Annotated in this window: 16 protein-coding genes; 7 read left to right on the forward strand and 9 right to left on the reverse strand. The window is 76.1% G+C overall.

Annotation, left to right across the window (positions count from 1 at the left end):
- Position 1 precedes the first annotated feature (1 nt).
- From AAG589_RS03215 to AAG589_RS03245, 7 genes are all read left to right on the forward strand, one after another.
- Entirely contained in the window at positions 2-997 is a 996-nt protein-coding gene (locus AAG589_RS03215) for an ABC transporter permease (protein WP_430565792.1), read from the forward strand.
- A complete protein-coding gene (locus AAG589_RS03220) occupies positions 994-1,905 on the forward strand; it encodes an ABC transporter permease (protein ID WP_430565793.1) in 912 nt (303 codons plus the stop codon). The genes AAG589_RS03215 and AAG589_RS03220 overlap by 4 nt, the downstream gene beginning before the upstream one ends.
- A complete protein-coding gene (locus AAG589_RS03225) occupies positions 1,902-3,638 on the forward strand; it encodes an ABC transporter ATP-binding protein (RefSeq protein ID WP_430565794.1) in 1,737 nt (578 codons plus the stop codon). The genes AAG589_RS03220 and AAG589_RS03225 overlap by 4 nt, the downstream gene beginning before the upstream one ends.
- Positions 3,635-5,011, forward strand: coding sequence for a M20/M25/M40 family metallo-hydrolase (locus tag AAG589_RS03230; protein ID WP_430565795.1), 1,377 nt, complete (start codon positions 3,635-3,637; stop codon positions 5,009-5,011). Before AAG589_RS03225 ends, AAG589_RS03230 begins: the two co-directional genes overlap by 4 nt.
- A gap of 49 nt (positions 5,012-5,060) precedes the next feature.
- On the forward strand, positions 5,061-5,579 hold the full coding sequence (locus tag AAG589_RS03235) for a gamma carbonic anhydrase family protein (protein ID WP_430565796.1): 519 nt from the start codon (positions 5,061-5,063) through the stop codon (positions 5,577-5,579).
- A gap of 42 nt (positions 5,580-5,621) precedes the next feature.
- Complete coding sequence (locus AAG589_RS03240) at positions 5,622-6,305, forward strand: hypothetical protein (RefSeq protein ID WP_430565797.1); 684 nt, start codon at positions 5,622-5,624, stop codon at positions 6,303-6,305.
- Between the two features lie 95 nt (positions 6,306-6,400).
- The gene (locus AAG589_RS03245) at positions 6,401-7,405 is read left to right on the forward strand and encodes an aldo/keto reductase (protein WP_430565798.1); all 1,005 of its coding nucleotides are present in this window, start codon (positions 6,401-6,403) and stop codon (positions 7,403-7,405) included.
- A 58-nt stretch (positions 7,406-7,463) separates the two neighbouring features.
- Here the strand turns inward: AAG589_RS03245 and AAG589_RS03250 are convergent, their stop codons facing one another.
- The 9 genes from AAG589_RS03250 to AAG589_RS03290 form a co-directional block, all read right to left on the reverse strand.
- On the reverse strand, positions 7,464-8,171 hold the full coding sequence (locus tag AAG589_RS03250; RefSeq protein WP_430565799.1) for a GNAT family N-acetyltransferase: 708 nt from the start codon (positions 8,169-8,171) through the stop codon (positions 7,464-7,466).
- Between the two features lie 99 nt (positions 8,172-8,270).
- Positions 8,271-10,541, reverse strand: coding sequence for a zinc-dependent metalloprotease (locus AAG589_RS03255; RefSeq protein ID WP_430565800.1), 2,271 nt, complete (start codon positions 10,539-10,541; stop codon positions 8,271-8,273).
- Positions 10,538-12,166, reverse strand: a complete 1,629-nt coding sequence (locus tag AAG589_RS03260) for an ABC transporter substrate-binding protein (protein ID WP_430565801.1) — start codon at positions 12,164-12,166, stop codon at positions 10,538-10,540. The genes AAG589_RS03255 and AAG589_RS03260 overlap by 4 nt, the downstream gene beginning before the upstream one ends.
- Before the next feature lie 52 nt (positions 12,167-12,218).
- Entirely contained in the window at positions 12,219-13,247 is a 1,029-nt protein-coding gene (locus tag AAG589_RS03265; protein ID WP_430565802.1) for a ketopantoate reductase family protein, read from the reverse strand.
- Positions 13,244-14,131, reverse strand: coding sequence for an SDR family NAD(P)-dependent oxidoreductase (locus tag AAG589_RS03270; protein ID WP_430565803.1), 888 nt, complete (start codon positions 14,129-14,131; stop codon positions 13,244-13,246). Before AAG589_RS03270 ends, AAG589_RS03265 begins: the two co-directional genes overlap by 4 nt.
- A complete protein-coding gene (locus AAG589_RS03275; protein ID WP_430565804.1) occupies positions 14,128-15,132 on the reverse strand; it encodes a polysaccharide deacetylase family protein in 1,005 nt (334 codons plus the stop codon). The genes AAG589_RS03270 and AAG589_RS03275 overlap by 4 nt, the downstream gene beginning before the upstream one ends.
- Positions 15,129-16,787, reverse strand: coding sequence for an ABC transporter substrate-binding protein (locus AAG589_RS03280; protein WP_430565805.1), 1,659 nt, complete (start codon positions 16,785-16,787; stop codon positions 15,129-15,131). The genes AAG589_RS03275 and AAG589_RS03280 overlap by 4 nt, the downstream gene beginning before the upstream one ends.
- Positions 16,788-16,875: 88 nt before the next feature.
- Positions 16,876-18,270 carry an LLM class flavin-dependent oxidoreductase gene (locus AAG589_RS03285; protein WP_430565806.1) on the reverse strand — a complete coding sequence of 465 codons (1,395 nt, stop codon included), beginning with the start codon at positions 18,268-18,270 and terminating at the stop codon, positions 16,876-16,878.
- Between the two features lie 9 nt (positions 18,271-18,279).
- Complete coding sequence (locus tag AAG589_RS03290; RefSeq protein WP_430565807.1) at positions 18,280-19,449, reverse strand: nitrilotriacetate monooxygenase; 1,170 nt, start codon at positions 19,447-19,449, stop codon at positions 18,280-18,282.
- Between the last annotated feature and the right edge of the window lie 6 nt (positions 19,450-19,455).

The following is a 19,455-nucleotide window of genomic DNA, read 5'->3' on the forward strand; positions in this document are numbered from 1 at the left end:
GATGACCCGCTACCTCCTGCGGCGCGTCGGCCAGGGGATCTTCGTCCTGTGGGCGGCGTTCACGATCGCCTTCTTCGTCCTCTACCTGCTGCCGAGCGACCCGGCCGCCCTGATCGCCTCCGGCGGCGGCGAGGTGAGCCAGGTCGACCCGGCGCAGCTCGCCGCGCTGCGCGCCGAGTACGGCCTCGACCGGCCCCTCCTCGTGCAGTACGGCGACGCGCTGCTCGCGGCGCTCACCGGCGACCTCGGCACCTCCTACGTGAGCGGGGCGTCCGCCACCTCGATGGTCGCGCAGGCGTTGCCCGAGACCCTCAAGCTCACCGGCGCGGCGCTCGTGCTCGCCGTCGTGGGCGGCACGGCGGTCGCCGTGGCCAGCGTGTTCCCGCGGGCACGGTTCCTCCGGCAGGCGCTGTCGGCCCTCCCGCCCCTCGGCGTGGCGCTGCCGACGTTCTTCGTCGGCCTGGTGCTGCTGCAGTGGTTCTCGTTCCGGGTGCCGGTGTTCCCGGCGATCGGCAACGAGGGAGCGGTCAGCCTGGTGCTGCCGACGATCACCCTGGCCGTCCCGGCCGGGGCGCAGCTCGCCCAGATCCTGTCGCGCTCCCTGCGCGGCACGCTCGGCGAGCCGTACGTGGAGACGGCCTGGGCCAAGGGCGCGAGCCGCACCCGGGTGCACCTCGCCCACGCGCTGCGCAACGCCGCCATCCCGGCGTTCACGGTGCTCGGGGTGATGGTGGGCGGCCTGCTCGGTGGCGCCGTCGTCACCGAGACGGTGTTCTCCCGCGTCGGGCTCGGCCGGCTCACCGTGCAGTCGGTCAACCAGCAGGACGTGCCCGTGGTGCTGGCGGTCGTCGTGCTGTCGGCGCTCGTGTTCGTCGTCGTGACGCTCGTGGTCGACCTCGTCTACCCCCTGCTCGATCCGCGGATCCAGCTGCGGGCGGAGCGTCGTTCCCCGTCGCCCCGCACCGCAACCCTCCGACCCGACGAGGTGACCGCATGACGCTGCAGACCCTCACCCGCCCAGACACCGACGCCGCGGGGACGTCCGCCGCGGCCGCGCACCCGCGCACGCCCGCGGCGCGCCGTGGCCTGCGCGCCGCGCGCCACGTGCTGCGCCGCCCCGGGCTGCTCGTCGCGGTGGCCGTGCTGCTCCTCGTCGCGGCCTGGGCCGTGGTGCCGCAGGCGTTCACCGCCCAGGACCCGCTCGTCGGGGTGCCCGCGGACCGGCTCCAGGCACCGTCGGGCGCGCACTGGTTCGGCACCGACCACCTGGGCCGGGACGTCTACGCCCGCGTGGTGCACGGCGCCTCGCTGACGCTGCGCACGACGGCGCTCGCGGTGGTCGTCGGGCTCGTCGTCGGCTCCCTGCTGGGCCTGCTCGCGGGCTTCCTGCGCGGCTGGGTGGACGACGTGATCGGCCGCCTGGTCGACGTGCTGCTCGCGATCCCGAGCATCCTGCTGTCCCTCGCGATCATCACGGCGCTCGGCTTCGGGCCGGTCAAGGTGGCGATCGCGGTGGGCATCGGCTCGGTGGCGACGTTCGCCCGCGTGATGCGCGCCGAGGTGCTGCGCGTCTCGACGTCGGTCTACGTGGAGGCGGCCCGGGCGTCGGGGCTGCGGTGGCCCGCCGTGCTGGGCCGGCACGTGCTGCCGAACTCGTCCGGCCCGGTGATCGCGCTGGTCGCGCTCGACTTCGGCACCGCGGTGCTGGCCGTCTCCGCCCTGAGCTTCCTCGGCTACGGCACGCCACCGCCCGCGCCCGAGTGGGGTGCCCTCGTCTCCGGCGGCCGCGACTACCTCGCCACCGCCTGGTGGCTCACCACCCTGCCCGGCCTCGTCATCGTGGCCGTGGTGCTCGCCGCGAACCGCGTGTCGCGGGCCCTGGAGAAGACGGGAGAGGACCAGTGACGGACACGCCGAGCGAGCCCGCCAGCGCCCCGGTGCTGAGCATCGAGGGCCTCGAGGTGGCCTACCGGACCGCGGACGGCGGCACGCGCCCCGCCGTACGCGGCGTGGACCTGCAGGTCGGGGCGGGCGAGGTCGTGGCCCTCGTCGGCGAGTCCGGGTCGGGCAAGAGCACGACGGCGCACGCCGCCCTCCACCTGCTGCCCCGCGGCGGCGAGGTCACCGCCGGCCGCCTCCGGCTCGACGGGCGGGACCTCTCGGACCTCACGGCGAAGGAGTGGCAGGCCGTGCGCGGCCGCCACGTGGGGCTCGTGCCCCAGGACCCGACGGTCTCCCTCAACCCCGTGGTCCGCGTGGGCGACCAGGTCGCCGAGGTGCTCGTCATCCACGGGCTGGCCCGGCGGGCGGACGCCCGCGTGCGCGCCGTCGAGCTGCTGCGCCAGGCCGGCGTCGACGACCCCGCGGCACGCGCCCGCCAGTACCCGCACCAGCTGTCGGGCGGGCTGCGCCAACGGGTGCTCATCGCGATCGCCATCGCGGCGGGCCCGCGGCTGATCGTCGCGGACGAGCCCACCAGCGCGCTGGACGTCACCGTGCAGCGGCGCATCCTGGACCACCTCGACTCCCTCGTGCGCGACACCGGCACCGCGGTGCTGCTCATCACCCATGACCTGGGGGTGGCCGCCGACCGGGCGGACCGCATCGTCGTCCTCGAGCAGGGTCGCGTCGTCGAGGAGGGCCCCGCAGCCCGGCTGCTGGCCGACCCGCGGCACCCGTACACCCGCCGGCTCATCGCGGCGGCGCCGAGCCTGGCCGGCTCGCGGCTCGTCGTGAGCGACGCGGCCGCCCAGGGCGGCGGGCGCGACGCCGGCGACCGACCGTCGAGCGCGGAGCCGCCGGCGTCCTCGGCCGACCCGGTGGCGGCGCCGGTCCTCGCGCTGGACGGCGTCCGCAAGGAGTTCGCGCTGCCGCGCGGGGCCGGGGCCGACCGCGGGCGGCGCACCCTCGTGGCCGTCGACGACGTGAGCCTCGCCGTCGGGCGTGGACGGACCTACGCCCTGGTCGGGGAGTCCGGCTCGGGCAAGAGCACCACCGCGCGCCTGGCCCTGCGGCTGGAGCGCCCGTCGGCCGGCCGGGTCGTCTTCCGCGGCCAGGACATCACCACGGCGCGCGGCGGCGAGCTGCGCGCGCTGCGGCGCGGGTTCCAGGTCGTCTACCAGAGCCCGTACGCGTCGCTCGACCCGCGGTTCACCGTGGAGCAGATCGTCGCGGAGCCGCTGCGCGCCTACGGCGTCGGCGACCGGGCGGAGCGCGCCGACCGTGCGCGTGCACTGATCGACGACGTGGCGCTGCCCGCCGACGTGCTGCGCCGCGGTCCGCGGGAGCTGTCGGGCGGGCAGCGCCAGCGCGTCGCCATCGCCCGCGCGCTCGCGCTGCAGCCGGACCTCGTGGTGCTCGACGAGCCGGTGTCCGCGCTGGACGTCTCCGTGCAGGCGCAGATCCTGGAGCTGCTCGTGCGGCTGCAGGCGACCCGCGGGCTGGCGTACCTGTTCATCTCGCACGACCTCGCCGTCGTGCGGCAGGTCGCCGACCAGGTCGGCGTGATGAGTCGCGGCCGGCTCGTGGAGTCGGGCGCGGCCGACCAGATCCTCCTGGACCCGCAGGAGGAGTACACCCGCGAGCTCGTCGCGGCGATCCCCGGCCGCCGGGCCGTGCAGAGGCTGGAGACGGTATGACCACGACCACGACCACGACGACCACGACCGGGCCGCGGCCGCTCACCACCGAGGAACGGCTCGCCGGCCAGACCGTGGAGCTGCTGCAGGCGCTGATCCGCAACGCCTGCGTCAACGACGGCACGGTGGGTTCGGGACAGGAGGTCCGCAACGCGGAGACCATCGCCGACTTCCTCGACGGCGCCGGGCTCGAGCTGGAACGGGTGGAGCCGCGACCGGGCCGCACGTCGCTCGTCACCCGCGTGCACGGCAGCGACCCGGCGGCGCCGAGCCTCGGGCTGGTCGGGCACACCGACGTCGTCCCCGTGGAGCCGGACGGCTGGACCCGCGACCCGTTCGGCGGCGAGCTCGTCGACGGCTGGGTGTGGGGACGCGGAGCGATCGACATGCTGGGCCTCACCGCGGCGTACGCGGTCGTGACCCGCGAGCTCGCGACGTCGGGCCGCCCGCCGCGCGGCGACCTGCTGCTGGCCGCCGTCGCGGACGAGGAGCACGGCAGCGTGTGGGGTGTGGACTGGCTCACCACCCACCGGTGGGACCTGGTGCGGGCCGACCACGTGCTCACCGAGTCCGGCGGCGTGCCCGTCGGACCGCGCGGGTCGCGCACCCTGGCGGTGGGGGAGAAGGGCGGCGCGGGGCGGCTGCTGCGCATGCACGGGCGTCCCGGTCACGGGTCCGGCCCCTGGGGGAGCCGCAACGCGATCGTCCTCGCGGCCGAGGTGGTGCGGCGCGTCGCCGCGGCCCGCGGCCCCGTCGTCGTGGGCGACCTGTGGCGCCGCTACGTCGACGCGCTCGCGCCCGAGCCCGACCTGCGCGCGGCCCTGCTCGACCCGGAGCGCCTCGACGACGCCCTGCCGCGCCTCGGCGACCTGGGTGCGGTCGCGCACGCCACGACCCACACCACGCTCGCGCCGACCGTCGTCGGCGGCGGTTCCAAGCCGAACGTCATCCCGGGCCTGGCCGAGATCACGCTCGACATCCGCATCCTGCCGGGCACCCGCCCGGGCGACGTGGAGGCCCTCCTGGCCGACACGCTCGGCGACCTGGCGGAGCACGTCGAGATCGTGGGCGACCGGTTCGGCGAGCCGTCGCTGTCGCCGACGGACACCGACCTCTACCGGGTCATCGAGCGCACGGTGACGGCGCGCACGGGCGGCGCGCCGGTGGTGCCCACCCTCGGCACGGGCGGCACCGACGGCCGCTTCTACCGGCGCCGCGGCGTGCCGGCCTACGGGTTCGGCCTGCTCAGTGCGGGCTGGGACCCGGGCACGTGGCGGGGCCTGTTCCACGGCAACGACGAGCGCGTCGACGTCGCGTCCCTGGAGCTCACCACCGCCGCCCTGCGCGACGTCGTCACAACGTTCTTGGGCTGAGGTCGTGCCTGGCGCCGGCACACCGGGAGCGGACGATAGGGTCGCCGCCATGGCGACGGTGCTCCCCTTCGACGGTCACACACCCGACATCGACCCCACGGCGTGGATCGCCCCGACGGCGACGATCGTGGGGAACGTGCGCATCGGCGCGCGGGCCAGCGTCTTCTACGGCGCGGTGCTGCGCGGCGACATGGACGCGATCGTGCTCGGCGAGGGCTCGAACATCCAGGACAACTGCGTGGTGCACACGGACACCGGCGTGCCCGCGACCATCGGCGCCGGCGTGGGCGTCGGGCACGGGGCGATCATCCACGGCGCCACCGTGGGCGACGGCAGCCTCGTCGGCATGGGGGCGACGCTGCTCAACGACGCCGTCGTGGGCGAGGGCGCGTTCGTCGCCGCGGGCGCCCTGGTGCGCGAGGGTCAGGAGATCCCCGCCGGGCACCTCGCCGTGGGGGTCCCGGCCAAGGACCGCGGCCCGCTCGACGCCGAGGGCGCCGAGCGCGTGCGCCGCAACGCGATCGAGTACCAGGAGCTGGCCGAGCGGCACCGCCGCTCGGTGGGCTGAGCCCCGCCCGCCGCCCGGCGTCGGCTGGCTAGGGTGTGCGGCATGCCCATCTCTGCTGCCCAGGCTGCACTTCTCACGACGGACCGGTGGTCGTGGCTCACGACCGTGCTCGACCGGTGGTACGCCGCTCCGCTCGAGGCCGAGCACGGTGCCACCGACGCGGAGCTCGAGGCGCTGGCGGAACGGCTCGGCACCCAGCTCCCGGCCGAGGTGCGCGAGTGGTTCGCGCTGGTGGCGCACCGGCTCGAGGAGGTGCAGGACCTCCCGGCCAGCCTCGCCACGATCGACGGCGACTCCGAGGGGGTGTCGGTCTGGGTCGAGAACCAGGCCGGCTGGTCGCTCGTCGCCGGGTTCGACGGCCGGACGGAGGTCGACGACGCGGACCTCGACCTCACCCCGTCGCCGACCGCGGAGACCCTCCACGGCATGACGCTGAGCGACACCCTGGTCGGCGCGTGGTCCGGGCAGGGCAGGGGACCGCTGGGCGAGCTCGCGCCCGGGGTGCGTGCCGGCGTGGTGGAGGACGACGCCCCTGCCGCGCTGCACGACGCCTACGCCCCCCTCGGCCTGCCGGGCCCGCCCTGGGCGGACCCGGTGCACGGGGACGCGGGGACGGTCCTGCGGGGCGGCCAGGAGAACGACCAGATCGAGTGGATGACCGCCTGCCCCGAGGACCACGACCGCCTGGCGGGTGCGTTCCCCGCGATCGCCGAGGACGAGTCCTAGCGGGTCCTCGAGGGGAGCGGCCGCGCGCCGTCCAGGATCCGAGAGGCGCGCTCGCCGACCTTGCGTCCTCGCGGCGGCGGTGGTCGGCTGCGGTCATGACGACACCTGCTGCGGGCGCGCTGCCCACCCGCACCCTCGGATCCGGGGACCACGCCCTCACCGTCTCCGCGCTCGGCTTCGGCGGCATGTCCGTCGCCGACTCCTACGGCCCGGCCGACGCCGCCGAGGCGGAGGCGGTGCTGCGGCGCACCCTCGAGCTCGGGGTGACGCTGATCGACACGGCAGACGTCTACGGCGACGGCCGGAACGAGGAGCTCATCGGGCGGGTGCTCGGCCCGCAGCGCGACCGGATCGTCCTGGCCTCCAAGGCCGGGCTGGGGAAGCATCGGGACGGTCGCCCCGTGGACGGGCGCCCCGAGTACCTGCGCGCGGCGATCGACCGCTCTCTGGCCCGCCTGGGCACCGACCGCCTCGACCTGTACTACCTGCACCGCGTCGACCCCCAGGTGCCGATCGAGGATTCGGTGGGGGCGCTCGCGGAGCTCGTCGCGGCGGGCAAGGTCCGCGCGATCGGGCTGTCGGAGGCCGGCGCGGACACCGTGCGCCGGGCGCACGCCGTGCACCCGGTCACCGCCGTGCAGAGCGAGTACTCGCTGTGGACCCGCGATCCCGAGGACGCCGTCCTGCCCGCACTGCGCGAGCTCGGCGTCGGCTTCGTGCCGTTCTCCCCGCTGGGACGCGGCATCCTCACCGGCACGGTCGACGCCGTGACGGACCTCGCCGCCGACGACGTGCGGCGCCGGCACGCCCGGTACGCCGGCGAGGCGTTCGAGCACAACCGCGCCCTGGTCCGGGCGCTCGAACGGCTCGCCGCCGAGCGCGACGTGACGACCGCGCAGCTGGCGCTGGCATGGCTGCTCGCCCAGGGCGACGACGTCGTGCCGATCCCGGGCACCAAGCGGTTGCGCTACCTGGAGCAGAACGTCGCCGCCGCGGCGATCACCCTGACGCCGGACGACCTGGCCGCGATCGCGGCCGCCGTCCCGCGCGAGGCCGTGCAGGGCGTGCGGCACCCGCAGCCCGACCTGCTGGAGGCGTGAGCGGGACGACGACGGCCCGCGTCCCCGGTCGGGGGCGCGGGCCGCGGTACGCCGGCGGCTACGCGAGCGGGGTGCGCACCGCGCCGAACGCGGTGCGGGCGCGCAGCCGGAACCCGAGGTGCTCGTACAGCCGGATCGCGTTCGTGTTGTTCCCGGCGGCGTGCAGCATGGGGCGGGCGCCGCGCTCGCGCACGTGGTGGGCCACGTCCAGCACGAGACGGGTGGCGAGGCCCTGGCCGCGGTGGTCCGGGTCGGTGGTGACGGCGCTGATCTCCGTCCAGCCCTCCGGCTGCAGGCGCTCGCCGGCCATCGCGACGAGGCGCCCCTCCCGCCGGATCCCGACGTACCGCCCCATGAGGTACGTGCGGGGCAGGAACGGGCCGGGTCGCGACCGCTCGACGAGGGCGAGCATGTCGGGCACGTCCGCGGCGCCCAGCACCACGGCCTCGTCGTCCGCCCGGGTCACGAGGCGTTCCGTCTCGACGAGCTGGACGCCCTCGTGCTGGGAGACGAGCTCCCAGCCTGCGGGCAGCGCGACGTCCGCCGGCGGGCCGGGGAACTCGGCGCCGTGGCCCGCGACGTCGACGATCGCGTCCCACACGTCGGGGTCCTCCCAGGACCGGACGCCGGCGAACGGCGACACGTCGGCGGGGTAGCGCAGCACCAGCTCGTTGCCCTCCGCCAGGTGCGCGTGCGCGCCGGTGAGGGACGACCAGCGCGGGTTGTCGAGGACGGCCGCGACGGACAGGTCAGGGATGGTGCTCACGAAGCCTCCAGAGGTGCTGTCGCGTGCGCGGTCGTCGCGCACCGACCGGTGCAGGGAACAGACGGGGCGGCGCGGTGATTCCGGCGGTGCACGGCGGACTCACAGCGGGATCCCGAGCGGGACGTCCGGCGGCTCGTCGACGTCGCCGGGGGCGGTGAGCGCCGCGGCCGCGGCCGCCCCCTGCGGACCGCGGGAGCGCAGGCGCGTCGCCGCCTCGTCGGCCGCGGCCCCGACCTCGGCCGCGACCCACGGGTGCAGCCCGCCCTCGCGGCGGGTGCGTGCGAGCACCTGGACCGCCGCCCAGCCGACGGCGGCGCGCGTCACGCCTCCGGGCGCGGCGCCCCGGTCGTCGCCCAGGGCCCACGCCGCGTCGACCGTGCGCCGCACCACCTCCGCCGGGCCCGGCACGGCCGGGTCGGCGTCGTGCTGCCAGGCGAGCCGGTTGAGGCGCGCCGGATCGAGGAGCTCGCCCAGCACCACGGTGGCGGCCACCGCGGCGGCCTGGGCGGGGTCGAAGAGGAGCCCACGGCGCGGAGCGATGTACCCGACCCCGCGTTCGTACCGGATGGCGGGGGGCACCACGAGGTGCACCACGTGGCGCGGCACCGTCACGACGTCGTCGGCCAGCAGGGCGAGCAGGGCGCTCAGCGCAGCTTCCTGCCGGTCGCCCGGAACGACGGTGACCCCCGGGGCCTCGCCGGCCAGCGCGTACCCGTAGCGCTGGCCGCCCAGCAGGCGGGCGGCGGCGACCGTCTCGAACCTGTGCAGCAGGTGCAGCACCACGAACCGTTCCTCCAGCTCGCCGGCCTGTCGGCCCGGCGGCAGTGCGCCCGGCCCGAAGACCGCGACGGCGTGCCGGCGGACGGCGAGCACGTCGGCCAGGGCGGCCAGCGGGTCGGTGCTGCGCTGCACCCACGGCACCGCGTCCGGGGACGCGGCGTGAGGGTCGTGCCCGTCGGCGTCGGTGAGGTAGGGCAGGACGTCGAAGCCGGGACCCGCGGCGGTCTCCCGGCGCAGCAGGCCGAGCCCCGCATCGTCGGCCGGCTCCGGGCCGTAGGCGTGCCGGACGGCGAGCACGTCCCACGGGCCCAGCCCGACGGCGTAGGCCTGGGCCAGGTCGATCTCGCCCTCGGCGTCGAGGCGCAGCCGGGGGTGCGGGTAGTCCATGACCGACGGGTGCGGGTGCCGGTGCGACGCGTAGTTGTGCATGAAGCCGAGGGCGTGACCCACCTCGTGCGCGGCGAGCTGGCGGACGCGCGCCAGGACGAGCTCGCGGACGGCGTCCAGCCGCTCCGCCTCGTCGGGGCGCCCGTACGGCGTCAGCAGCGCCTCGGCGAACAGCGTGAGCTGGTGCACGCGCTGCGACCCGAGCCGCACCTGGCCCCGCACGATCTCGCCGGTGCGCGGGTCGGTCAGTGCGGAGCCCTGGGACCAGCCGCGCCGCGTGCGATGCACCCACCAGACGTGGGAGGTTCGCGCGCCGAACGGGTCGACGTCGTCGGGCCGCACGCGCACGTCGAAGGCGTCGCGGAGGCCGGCCGCCTCGAAGCCCTCCTTCCACCAGGAGGCTCCCTCGACGACCGCGTCCCGCACGGGCCCGGGGATGCCGGGGTCGACCCAGAACACGACGGGCCGCTCGACGGTGCCGTCGTCGCCGGGCTCCAGGCGGAACCGCGGCTGGTGGCGCACCTCGACGCTCTCGCCGAGTTCCGCGGCGTGGTCCGCGTAGCCCTTGCCGTATCCGCCGGCCGCCGGGTGGAAGGCCCGAGGGGCGAATCCCTCGGGCGCGGGCAGCAGGCTGGTGCGCTGCGTCACCGTCAGGGTCCCCGGGTCGGGCACGACCTCGGCCAGGAGCTCGCCGGTCACCTCGCCGGCGAGGGTGAGCAGGGCCGTGAGCTCGACGCCGTCCGCCGTGGCACGGCTCTCGGCGGGCAGCAGGCGGCTACGGCCGGCGTCGAGCCGCAGGTCGCCCTGCTCGGCGGTGCGCAGCCGTCGGCCCACGCCGAGCAGGTCGAGGGCGGCCAGGTCGGTGACGTCCACGCTCAGGGAGCCGTCCGGCGCCTCGTCCGCGGCTGCGCTCCACAGCACGGAGGTGGCGAACGAGTCGGCACCCGCCGCGCGACCTGCCGGCCCGGGTCCCGACGCGCCGTGATGCTTGTTGTCCTGCACGAGCAGCAGGTCGGGCCCGACGAGCCGCACGTGCACCAGGCGGGCGTCGCCGGGCTGGCCGCGGTCCAGGCCCAGGCCGCTGGCCCCGACCCCGCGCACCACGGTGGTCAGGAGCAGCAGCGGTTCGTCGGGCCGCAGCCCCGAGAGCCGGGCGCGGCCGGAGACGGGGTCGAGCTCCAGCTCGAGGGCGCTCGCGCTCATCCCTGCTCCTGCTCGATCCAGATGTCGTAGAAGACCGGCTTGGACGAGGCTTCCCAGCCGATGCCGTGCACCCCGGGTGCGGCGCCGACCACCGCGACGCTCTCGACGATCGGCAGGGCGAACCCGTCCGCGAGGATGCGCTCCTGGGCGGTGGCGACGAGCGGCCAGCGTACGTCCGGGTCGGTCGTGGTCCGCTGCTCGTCCAGCACGCGGGCCAGGTCCTCGTCGTCGCCGCCGTGCCGGTTCGTCGGGTTGTCGGGGGAGAACAGGCCCCACAGGACGTCCGGGTCGGGGCGCACCTGCGAGTTGTAGAAGAGGTCGTAGTCGCGGGTGCTCAGCACGTCGGCGAGCTCGGTCGGGGTGATGCGGCGCAGGGTGAGGTCGACGCCGACCTCCCGCAGCTGCTGCTGGACGAGCTCGAGCGTCTGTTCGGCCGTGCCGATCGCGGGGTTCCAGGCGGCGGTCAGGGTGAGTCGCCGGCCGTCCTTCTCCCGCACGCCGTCGCCGCCGGGGACCCAGCCCGCCGCGTCGAGCGCCGCGGCCGCGGCGTCGGGGTCGTAGGCGAGCGCGCCGGACTGGTCCGCCCAGCCCGGGGTGGCGTCCGACAGCACGGACGTGGCGGGCTCGACGACGCCGAAGAACAGCGTGTCGGCGATGGTCCGGCGGTTGATCGACCGCTGCAGCGCGGCGCGCACCGCCGGGTCGTCGAGGCCGGGCCGGGTGGCGTTGACGAGCAGCCCGCCGGAGTTGCCGGGGTTCGGGCGCGTGGCGGCCGTGAAGCCCTGGGACTCCAGCTGCTCGACGTCGTGCGGGGGCACGTCGCCGATCGCGTCGACCTGGCCGGACTGGAGGGAGCCGGTCCGCACCGACGCCTCGGGCACCACGGAGAACTCGATCCGGTCCAGGTAGGCCTCGCCCGTGTGCTCGGCCCGGGCGGGCGCCCAGTCGTATCCCTCGCGCCGGGTGACCACGGCGGACGAGCCGGGCGTGAACGACTCCAGGACGAACGGGCCGGACGCGGCGTAGTCGCCCGCGCACAGCTCCTCGGGCGACTTCTCCAGGCTGGCGCTGGAGAGCAGCCCGAGGGACATGCTCGAGCTGGCCTGGAGGAACTGCGAGTTGGGGGCGGAGAACACCACGGTGGCGGTGTGCTCGTCCACCACCCTCGTCTCTTCATACCCGGTGAGGTACTGCGCGGGCAGCCCCGCCTGCGCGCCGAGCGCGACCGTGCTGTCCAGGTTGGCGCGCACCAGCTCGGCCGTGAGCGGTTCGCCGTCCGAGAAGGTCACGTCGTCGCGCAGGTGGTACGTGAACTCGGTGGCGTCGTCGTTCACCTCCCACGACTCGGCCAGCCACGGCTGGATCTCGCCCGTGTCCGGGTCCTGATCGACGAGGGAGTCCACCACGGACCGGGTGACGACGAGGCTGACCGTGAGGCCGCCCTGGCGGGGGTCGATGCACTGCGGGTCGGCCTGGAGGGCGTAGCGCAGCGTGCCTCCGCGGACGGGCTCAGGCGCGTCGTCGCCCGCGGCCCCCGGGCTGCCGGAGGTCGCCGCGGAACAGGCGGACAGGGCGAGCAGGGCGGTGGCGGCGAGGGCGGCGGGGCGGATCGGTCGAGGGGTCACGAGGGTCCTTCCGGACGGCGGGTCCGTACGGACCCGAGCGGGGTGGGGGGCGTCAGGCCGGGGCGAGCAGGGCGCGCAGCTCGTCGACGTTCGACCAGCCGAACTCGCGACGGCCGGCGGCGAGGTCGTCCAGGGACGACCCGAGGGCGGCCAGCAGCGGCGTCGGCACGTCGTCGCCGGGGCCGGCGCGGCCCGGGCCGTGCTCGCGCTCGCGCCCGCGCACCGCGATGTCGCGGAAGACGCCGGACCGGTCCTTGGGCTGCCCGCGCAGCCAGCGCACCAGCCGGTTCAGGGCGCGGTCGCGCACGACCTCGTCGGCGGCGGACGAGAACGCGTAGGGCTCGTAGGCGTCGAAGGCCTCCAGGACGACCCCGGCCCGGAGCGCCTGCTCGGTCGCCTCGTGAGCCACCGCCCAGACGACGTCGCGCCGGGCGTCGACGACCTCGGCGATGGGGGCGTCCACGAGGGTGGTGACGCCGAGGACGGCGCCGAACCCCGCCTTGGCCCAGCGATAGCCCTCGAGGTTCGCCGTGACGCTGACCGGCCCGTAGGCCCGCAGGTCCTCCGCCACCGACAGGACGCGGGAGTCCGGGGTCCCGCGGCCTGGGAGGCCGACGGCGAGGGCGCCGCGGCCGCCGTCGCGCACGACCCCGGGCTCGAGCCAGTCGGCGAAGATGTTGACGAAGGCGCCGAGCACCCGGTCGCTGCCGACGTGCTCGGCCAGCACCGGCTCGTTGTGGCCGTTCTGCGCGGACAGCACGAACCCGTCCGGGGCGAGGCGTGGCGCCACCCACGCGGCGGCGTCCGCGGTGTGCTGCGACTTGGTGGCGACGATCACGCGCCCGAGGGTGGAGTCGGCCGGGAGGTCGTCGGGGGTGTGCGCGGCGGCGACGCGGGCGACGTCGTCGCGCCCGTCCGGCCGCCGGATGCGCAGCCCGTCGGCGCGGATCGCGGCGACGTGCGCGGCGTCGGTGTCGACCACGGTCACCTGGTGGCCGGCCTGCGTGAGCGCGTGGGCGAGGGTGCCCCCGATCGCGCCGGCTCCGACGACCCAGTACGGGGCGGGCGTGCGGGTGGTCATCGGACCTCCTGAGGTGCGGGGCGGGGCGGGTCCTGCGGCGTGGGCGGGGAAGGGCGGGGCGACGGCGTCTGGACGCCGGTGACGCCCCGCCAGTGCTGCGGGAGCGCCCGGGTGCCGGCCGAGGCACCGCCGTCGACGGCGAGCGTGGTCCCGGTGACCCAGCCGGCGTCGTCGGACAGGAGCAGCCGCACCGCGGAGGCGACGTGGTCCGGCCGGGCGGGCCCGGGCAGCAGGCTGCGCCGCACGGCGTCCGCGTACTCGGTCGTGACGGGGTTGACGTCGGAGGCCACGTCGACGAAGTCCGGGGCGACGGCGTTGACCCGGATGCCGAGGGGCCCGAGCTCGACGGCGCTCGCCTGCGTGAGGAGGGTGAGCGCCGCCTTCGACGTGGAGTAGGGCGCGGTCCCCGGGCGGGCGGAGCGCGCGGCGCCGGAGGTGATGTTGACGACCGCGGGAGCGCGCCCGGCCGCGGACGACAGCCGGCCGAGCTCCTGGACCGCGAGGAAGGGGGCCCGCACGTTGACGTGCTGCACGCGGTCCCACTGTTCCGCCGTGAGCTCGAAGAACGGCACCGCGGGGTAGATGCCCGCAGCGTTGACGAGCGCGTCCAGGGGGCGGTGCGCCCACGCGTCGCGCACCGCGGCCGCGGGCACCTCGGCGTCGGCGAGGTCGCCGACGGCGGGGCGCAGCGGGGCGCCGGTGCGTTCGCGCACCTCGTGGAGCGCCCGGGTCAGGGCGTCCTCGCGGACGTCGACGCCGGTCACCTCCCAGCCGTGCGCGGCCAGGTCGGCGACGATCGCGGCGCCGATCCCGGACGCCGCGCCCGTGACGAGGGCGTGCCCGGTCGCGCCGGGAGACGAGGGGGGTGGTGCGGTGGCGGTCATGACGTCTCCTGAGGCGTGTCCGGCGGTGCGGTGGTCGGGGTGGCGCTACGGGCGGGATCGGCGAGCGGGCGGCCGGCGAGGTCGGGCGCCACGTGTCGCGCGATCTGCTCGTGCGTGGCGAACCACACGGGCCCCGACGCGGCCGCCTCCGCGAGGAGCCGGTCGAGCACCGGTACGCGGGACCGGTGGCCGAGGATCGAGGGATGGACGGTGAGCTGGAAGACCCCGCCCTCGGCGATCGCTCCGTGCAGCTCGGCCCGCCAGATGCCGAGGACGTCGTCGGGCGTCGTGTGCGGGCGCAGGGCCGCGTAGCGCGCCATGGCGAAGTAGGGGGCGTCGTCGCGGATCCACTCGACGGGGACCTCCACCACGCCCGTGGGCTCGCCGTCCTCGACGAGCTCGTAGGGATCGTCGTCGGCCATCAGGGAGCTGTCGTAGAGCAGGCCGGCCTCGCGGACCACCGACAGCGTGTGCGGCGAAAAGTCCCACGACGGGGTCCGGATCCCGACCGGCCGCCTGCCGGCCAGCCGTTCGAGCACGTCGATCGCGCGCAGCGTGAGGTCGCGCTCGTCGGCGCGCTCCAGGAGCGCGTTGCGCTCGTGGATCCAGCCGTGGACCGCGACCTCGTGCCCGGCGGCGGCGACGTCGCGCACGTCGTCGGGATGCAGCAGGGCGGACACGGCAGGCACGAAGAACGACGCAGGCACGGCGTGCCGGTCGAGGACCCGCAGCAGCCGGCGCAGCGCGACGCGGGAGCCGTACTCGCCGGCGGCGAGCACTCCGGGCGAGGTGTTGCCGTCTCGCAGGGCCGGGGTCTCCTGGTCGGCGTCCACGGAGATCGCCACGGCGACCCGCGCGCCACCCGGCCACACCGTGGGGACCAGGCGTCGCCCGGCGGGCACGTGCTCGACGACGGGCCGCCACACCTCTTCCTCCCACCGCCACGGCTCGGTGGACGTCGTGACCGCGAGCGCGGCGCGGTACCTCTCGGCGGCGCTCACTCGCCGTCCACCCAGGTGTCGTAGAAGCTGAGGCGCGAGGACGCCTCGAACCGCACGTCGTGCACGTGCGGGGCGGTCGCGACGACGGTGCTGAACTCGAGCACGGGGATCGACAGGTGCCGCTCCAGGAGCTCGCGCTGGATGCCGTCGAGCAGCTCCTGGCGGGCGTCGCGGTCGGGTTCGGCGCCCTGGGCCGCCAGCTCGTCCAGCAGCGGGTCGTCGTCCGGCAGCGGAAGGGTGGCGGGCGAGCCGTAGACCGTGCGCAGGACGTCGCCGTCGGCCCGCGTCAGGGAGTTCCAGCTGAAGTCCGCGTCGCCGTCCTCGCGGGCCTGGGCGTACTCCGCCAGCTGCACCTCCTGGAGCACCAGCTCGATGCCGATGGCGCGCAGCTGCTGCTGCACGAGCTCGAGCGCCGGCTCGCTGCCCGCGAAGTTGGTGATGTAGATGACCGTGGCGCTGAGGCGGGTGCCGTCCTTGGCCCGGATCCCGTCGTCTCCCACCGTCCAGCCCGCCTGGTCGAGGGTGCGAGCGGCGCCTTCGACGTCTACCTGGAGCAGGTCCGACAGGTCGGTGTACGCCGGGTTGGAGCTGGTGAGCGGCCCCGTCGCGCGGCGGTAGCTCGGCGTCAGGACGGTGTCCACGACCAGGTCGCGGTCGATCGCGGCGGAGATCGCCGCGCGCACGGCGTCGTCCCCCGCCACGGGGCGGTCCAGGTTGGGCACGAGGGCGAACGAGATGCCCGGGTTGGCGCGCGCCGAGACGGTGATTCCCGCGCCGGCCAGCTGCGCCTCGTCCGCGGGCAGCACGTTCATGAAGGCGTCGAGCTGGCCGGAGACGATCGACCCCGTCCGTACGGACGCCTCCGGCACCACCGTGAAGTCGATGCCGTCGAGGTGGGCCGGGCCCTCGTGGTCGGCGTTCGCGGACGGCCAGGCGTAGTCGTCGCGACGGTCCACCGTGGCGGACTGCGCCGGCGTCCAGCCGGTGAGCACGAACGGGCCGGAACCGACGAACTCCCCGGCGCAGCGCTCCTCGACGGACAGCGCCGTGCTTTCGGTGGAGATCAGGCCGAGGGTCATCGTCGAGGTCGCCTGCAGGAACTGCGCGCTGGGGCGGTCGAACACGACCCGTGCCGTGCGGGGGTCCTCGACGACAGTCTCGGCGTACCCGGACAGGTAGCTCGCGCCGAGCGTCGACTGGGCGCCCAGGGCGGCGATACCGTCGAGGTTGGCCTGGACGGCCTCGGCGTCGACCGGGGTGCCGTCCGCGAAGGTCGCGTCGTCGCGCAGGGTGAAGGTGAACTCGGTGGCGTCGGGGGAGACCTCCCAGGAGGTGGCGAGCCACGGAACGATCTCGCCGGTGTCGGGGTCCTGGTCGGTGAGGGAGTCGACCAGCTGGCGCCCGATGTTGAGCGAGTCGTTGCCGCCCGCCTGCTGCGGGTCGAGGCAGGCCGGGTCGTAGCCCAGGCCGAACGACAGCCGGCCGCCGGGGTTCGGTGCGCCGTCGGGGGAGCCGGCAGGGCCGGGCGTCGTCCCCGCGCCGTCGGAGCAGGCGCCGAGCGGCGCGACGAGCAGGGCGGCGGCGAGGGCGGCGGCCGCGGTGCGTCGACCGGTGCGCCGACCAGGTCGGCGCACCGCGGTGGGGGTGGGGGTCACGGTGGTCCTCGTTCTCGGTGGGGGACGGCGTGCGGGCGCGCTCGAGCGACCGACGGCGGGCCGTCCGTCGGTGGGGGCGTGGGCGTGGCTACGGCGCGCCGACGAGCGCGCGCCGGGTGAGCGGCGCACGCAGGCCCAGGTGCTCGCGCAGCGTGGTGCCCTCGTAGGCCTCCGGGTAGGCGCCGCGCTCCTGGAGCGCGGGCACGACCTTCTCCACGACGTCGTCCAGACCGGACGGCACGATCCACGGGCTGAGGTTGAAGCCGTCGACCGCTCCGGTGCGCACCCAGCGGGTGAGCTCGTCGGCCACGGCGCCGGGCGTGCCGGTGAAGCCGCGCTCGCCCGCGTTGCGGATGACGAGCTCCCGGATGGACAGGTGCTCGGCCTCGGCGAGGGCCCGCCACTGCCGGGCGATCTCGTGCGTGCGTGCGCCGGTGGTCGCGGAGCCGCGCTCGCCGCCCAGCTCGGCCACCACCGGGTCGTGCGCCGGCAGCGGGCCGTCCGGGTCGTACGACGAGAGGTCCTCGCCCCAGACGTTGCCGACGATCGACAGCGCGGTGGCGGGCGTGACCTGCGCCCGCCGCACCCAGCGCGCCTTCTCCTCGGCCTCGGCGGGCGTGTCCCCGACGACGATCGCGGTGCCCGGGAAGATCTTCACGTCGTCCTCCGGGCGCCCCGCGGCGACGACGCGACGCCGGACGTCGGCGGCGAACTCCAGCGCGTCGGCGAGCACGGCGCCGTGCCGGGAGAAGATCACGTCGGCGTGCGCCGCGGCGAAGTCCCGTCCCTGCGGGGAGTCGCCGGCCTGGAAGATCACCGGGTGGCCCTGCGGGCTGCGGGGCGTGGTCACGTCGAGCACCAGGTCGCGGGGCGTGCGCAGGTCCGCCGCGGGGACGGTCACGCGCGCGACCTCGCCGGGGCCGTCCCCGAACGCGTCCCAGACCCCGCGGGCGACGGCGAGGACGGCGGCGGCGCGCTCGTAGCGGTCGGCGTGGTCGAGGTAGCCGCCCCGGCGGAAGTTCTCGCCGGTCCACGCGTTGTCCGTCGTCACGACGTTCCATGCCGCCCGCCCGCCGGACAGCACGTCGAGGCTCGCGAGGCGCCGGGCCAGGTCGGCCGGGTCGTGGTACGTCGTGTTCTGCGTCGCGACGAGGCCGATGCGGTCGGTGATCGCCGCGAGCGCCGCGAGCTGGGTGATCGTGTCGGGGCGGCCCACGACGTCCAGGTCGTGGATCCGGCCGCGCGTCTCGCGCAGGCGCAGGCCCTCGCCGAGGAAGAACGCGTCGAACAGGCCGCGCTCCGCGGTGCGGACCACGCGCTCGAACGAGGCGAAGTCCGTCTGCGACCCGGACTCCGGGTCGGACCAGATGGTGGTGTGGTTGACGCCCTGGAAGAAGACGCCGAAGTGCACCTGCGCGCGGGGGCGGGTGATCGGGGCGTCGGGGGCGTGCGGTGGTGTGGTTGGTGAAGTCGGTGCAGGCATCGGGGTTCCTCAGGCGGTCGCGGTCGTGGGCAGCGTGTGGCGGCCGCCGGCGCGGGGTCGGGTGTCGTAGCGGTTGGCGGGGCGCGGCAGCCCGAGCGTGTCGCGCAGCGTGGCGCCCGCGCGGGGCGCCGCCGTGAGCCGGGCGGCGCGCAGGGCGGGCAGCACGTCGGAGACGAGCGCGGGCAGGTCAGCGTCCAGCAGCGCGGGCAGCAGGCGCACGCCCGCGACGTCGCCCGACGCCGCGAGCTCGGCGAGGAGGCCGGCCAGCCCCGCGGCGTCGCCGGAGTACCGCAGCGGGCCCCCGCCCCAGCCGGTGCGAGCGCCGGCGGGCGTCGCCGCGTCGAGCTCGCGGAGCCGGGTGGCCGCGGTCCGGCCGTCCGCGTCGAGCACCACCTCGAGGTCGACGACGGCCAGGGCGGCGCCGTCGGGGCCTGCCCCGGTCGCGCCGCGCGCCGCCGTGCGGGCGGACGCGACGTCGTCGCCGCCGACGAGCGCGACGTCCACCAGCCGCTCGTCGCGCGCCGAGGGAGCGACCTCCCCCGAGGCGGCGAGCACCACGAGCTGGCCCTGCGGCGGGCGCGGGGTGATGAGCGGCCCCTTGACGGAGAACGCCTCGCCGACGAAGTCGACGTGGTGCAGCCGGTCGCGGTCGACGTACCGGCCCGTGGCGACGTCGCGGATGACGGCGTCGTCCTCCCACGAGTCCCACAGGTCGCGCACGACCTGCACGACGTCACGGGCCTCGCGGCCGAGGTCGGGGACCGGGTCGCGGCCGTAGGCGGAGGCGGTCTCGGGCGTCGTGGTCGTGGCGGCGAGCCAGCCGCCGCGGCCGGTGGCGGCGATGTCGAGGGACGCGAGCTGGGCCGCGACGTGGAACGGCTCGGGGTAGGTGGTCGCCACCTGGGGCACGAGGCCGATCGCGGTGGTGGTGCGGGCGACGAACGCGGCACGGGTCACGGCGTCGAGCCGCGCCGAGGCGGGGGAGCCGGCGACCGCGGGCAGCAGGGCGTCGGCGAACGTGGCGAAGGTGACGCCGGCGTTCTCGGCCTGGCGGACCGTGCGGGCGAGGCGGGCCGCGCCGACCAGGTCGGCGGGGGACAGGCCGGCGACGGTCGCAGCCGCCGGGTGGGAGCCCGCGCCGTCGACGTCGAGCCCGACGATCAGGGGAGTGTGGGTCATGGTTCG

Origin of the sequence: Isoptericola sp. F-RaC21, assembly GCF_038593535.1 — a bacterium.
Lineage (GTDB): Bacteria > Actinomycetota > Actinomycetes > Actinomycetales > Cellulomonadaceae > Isoptericola.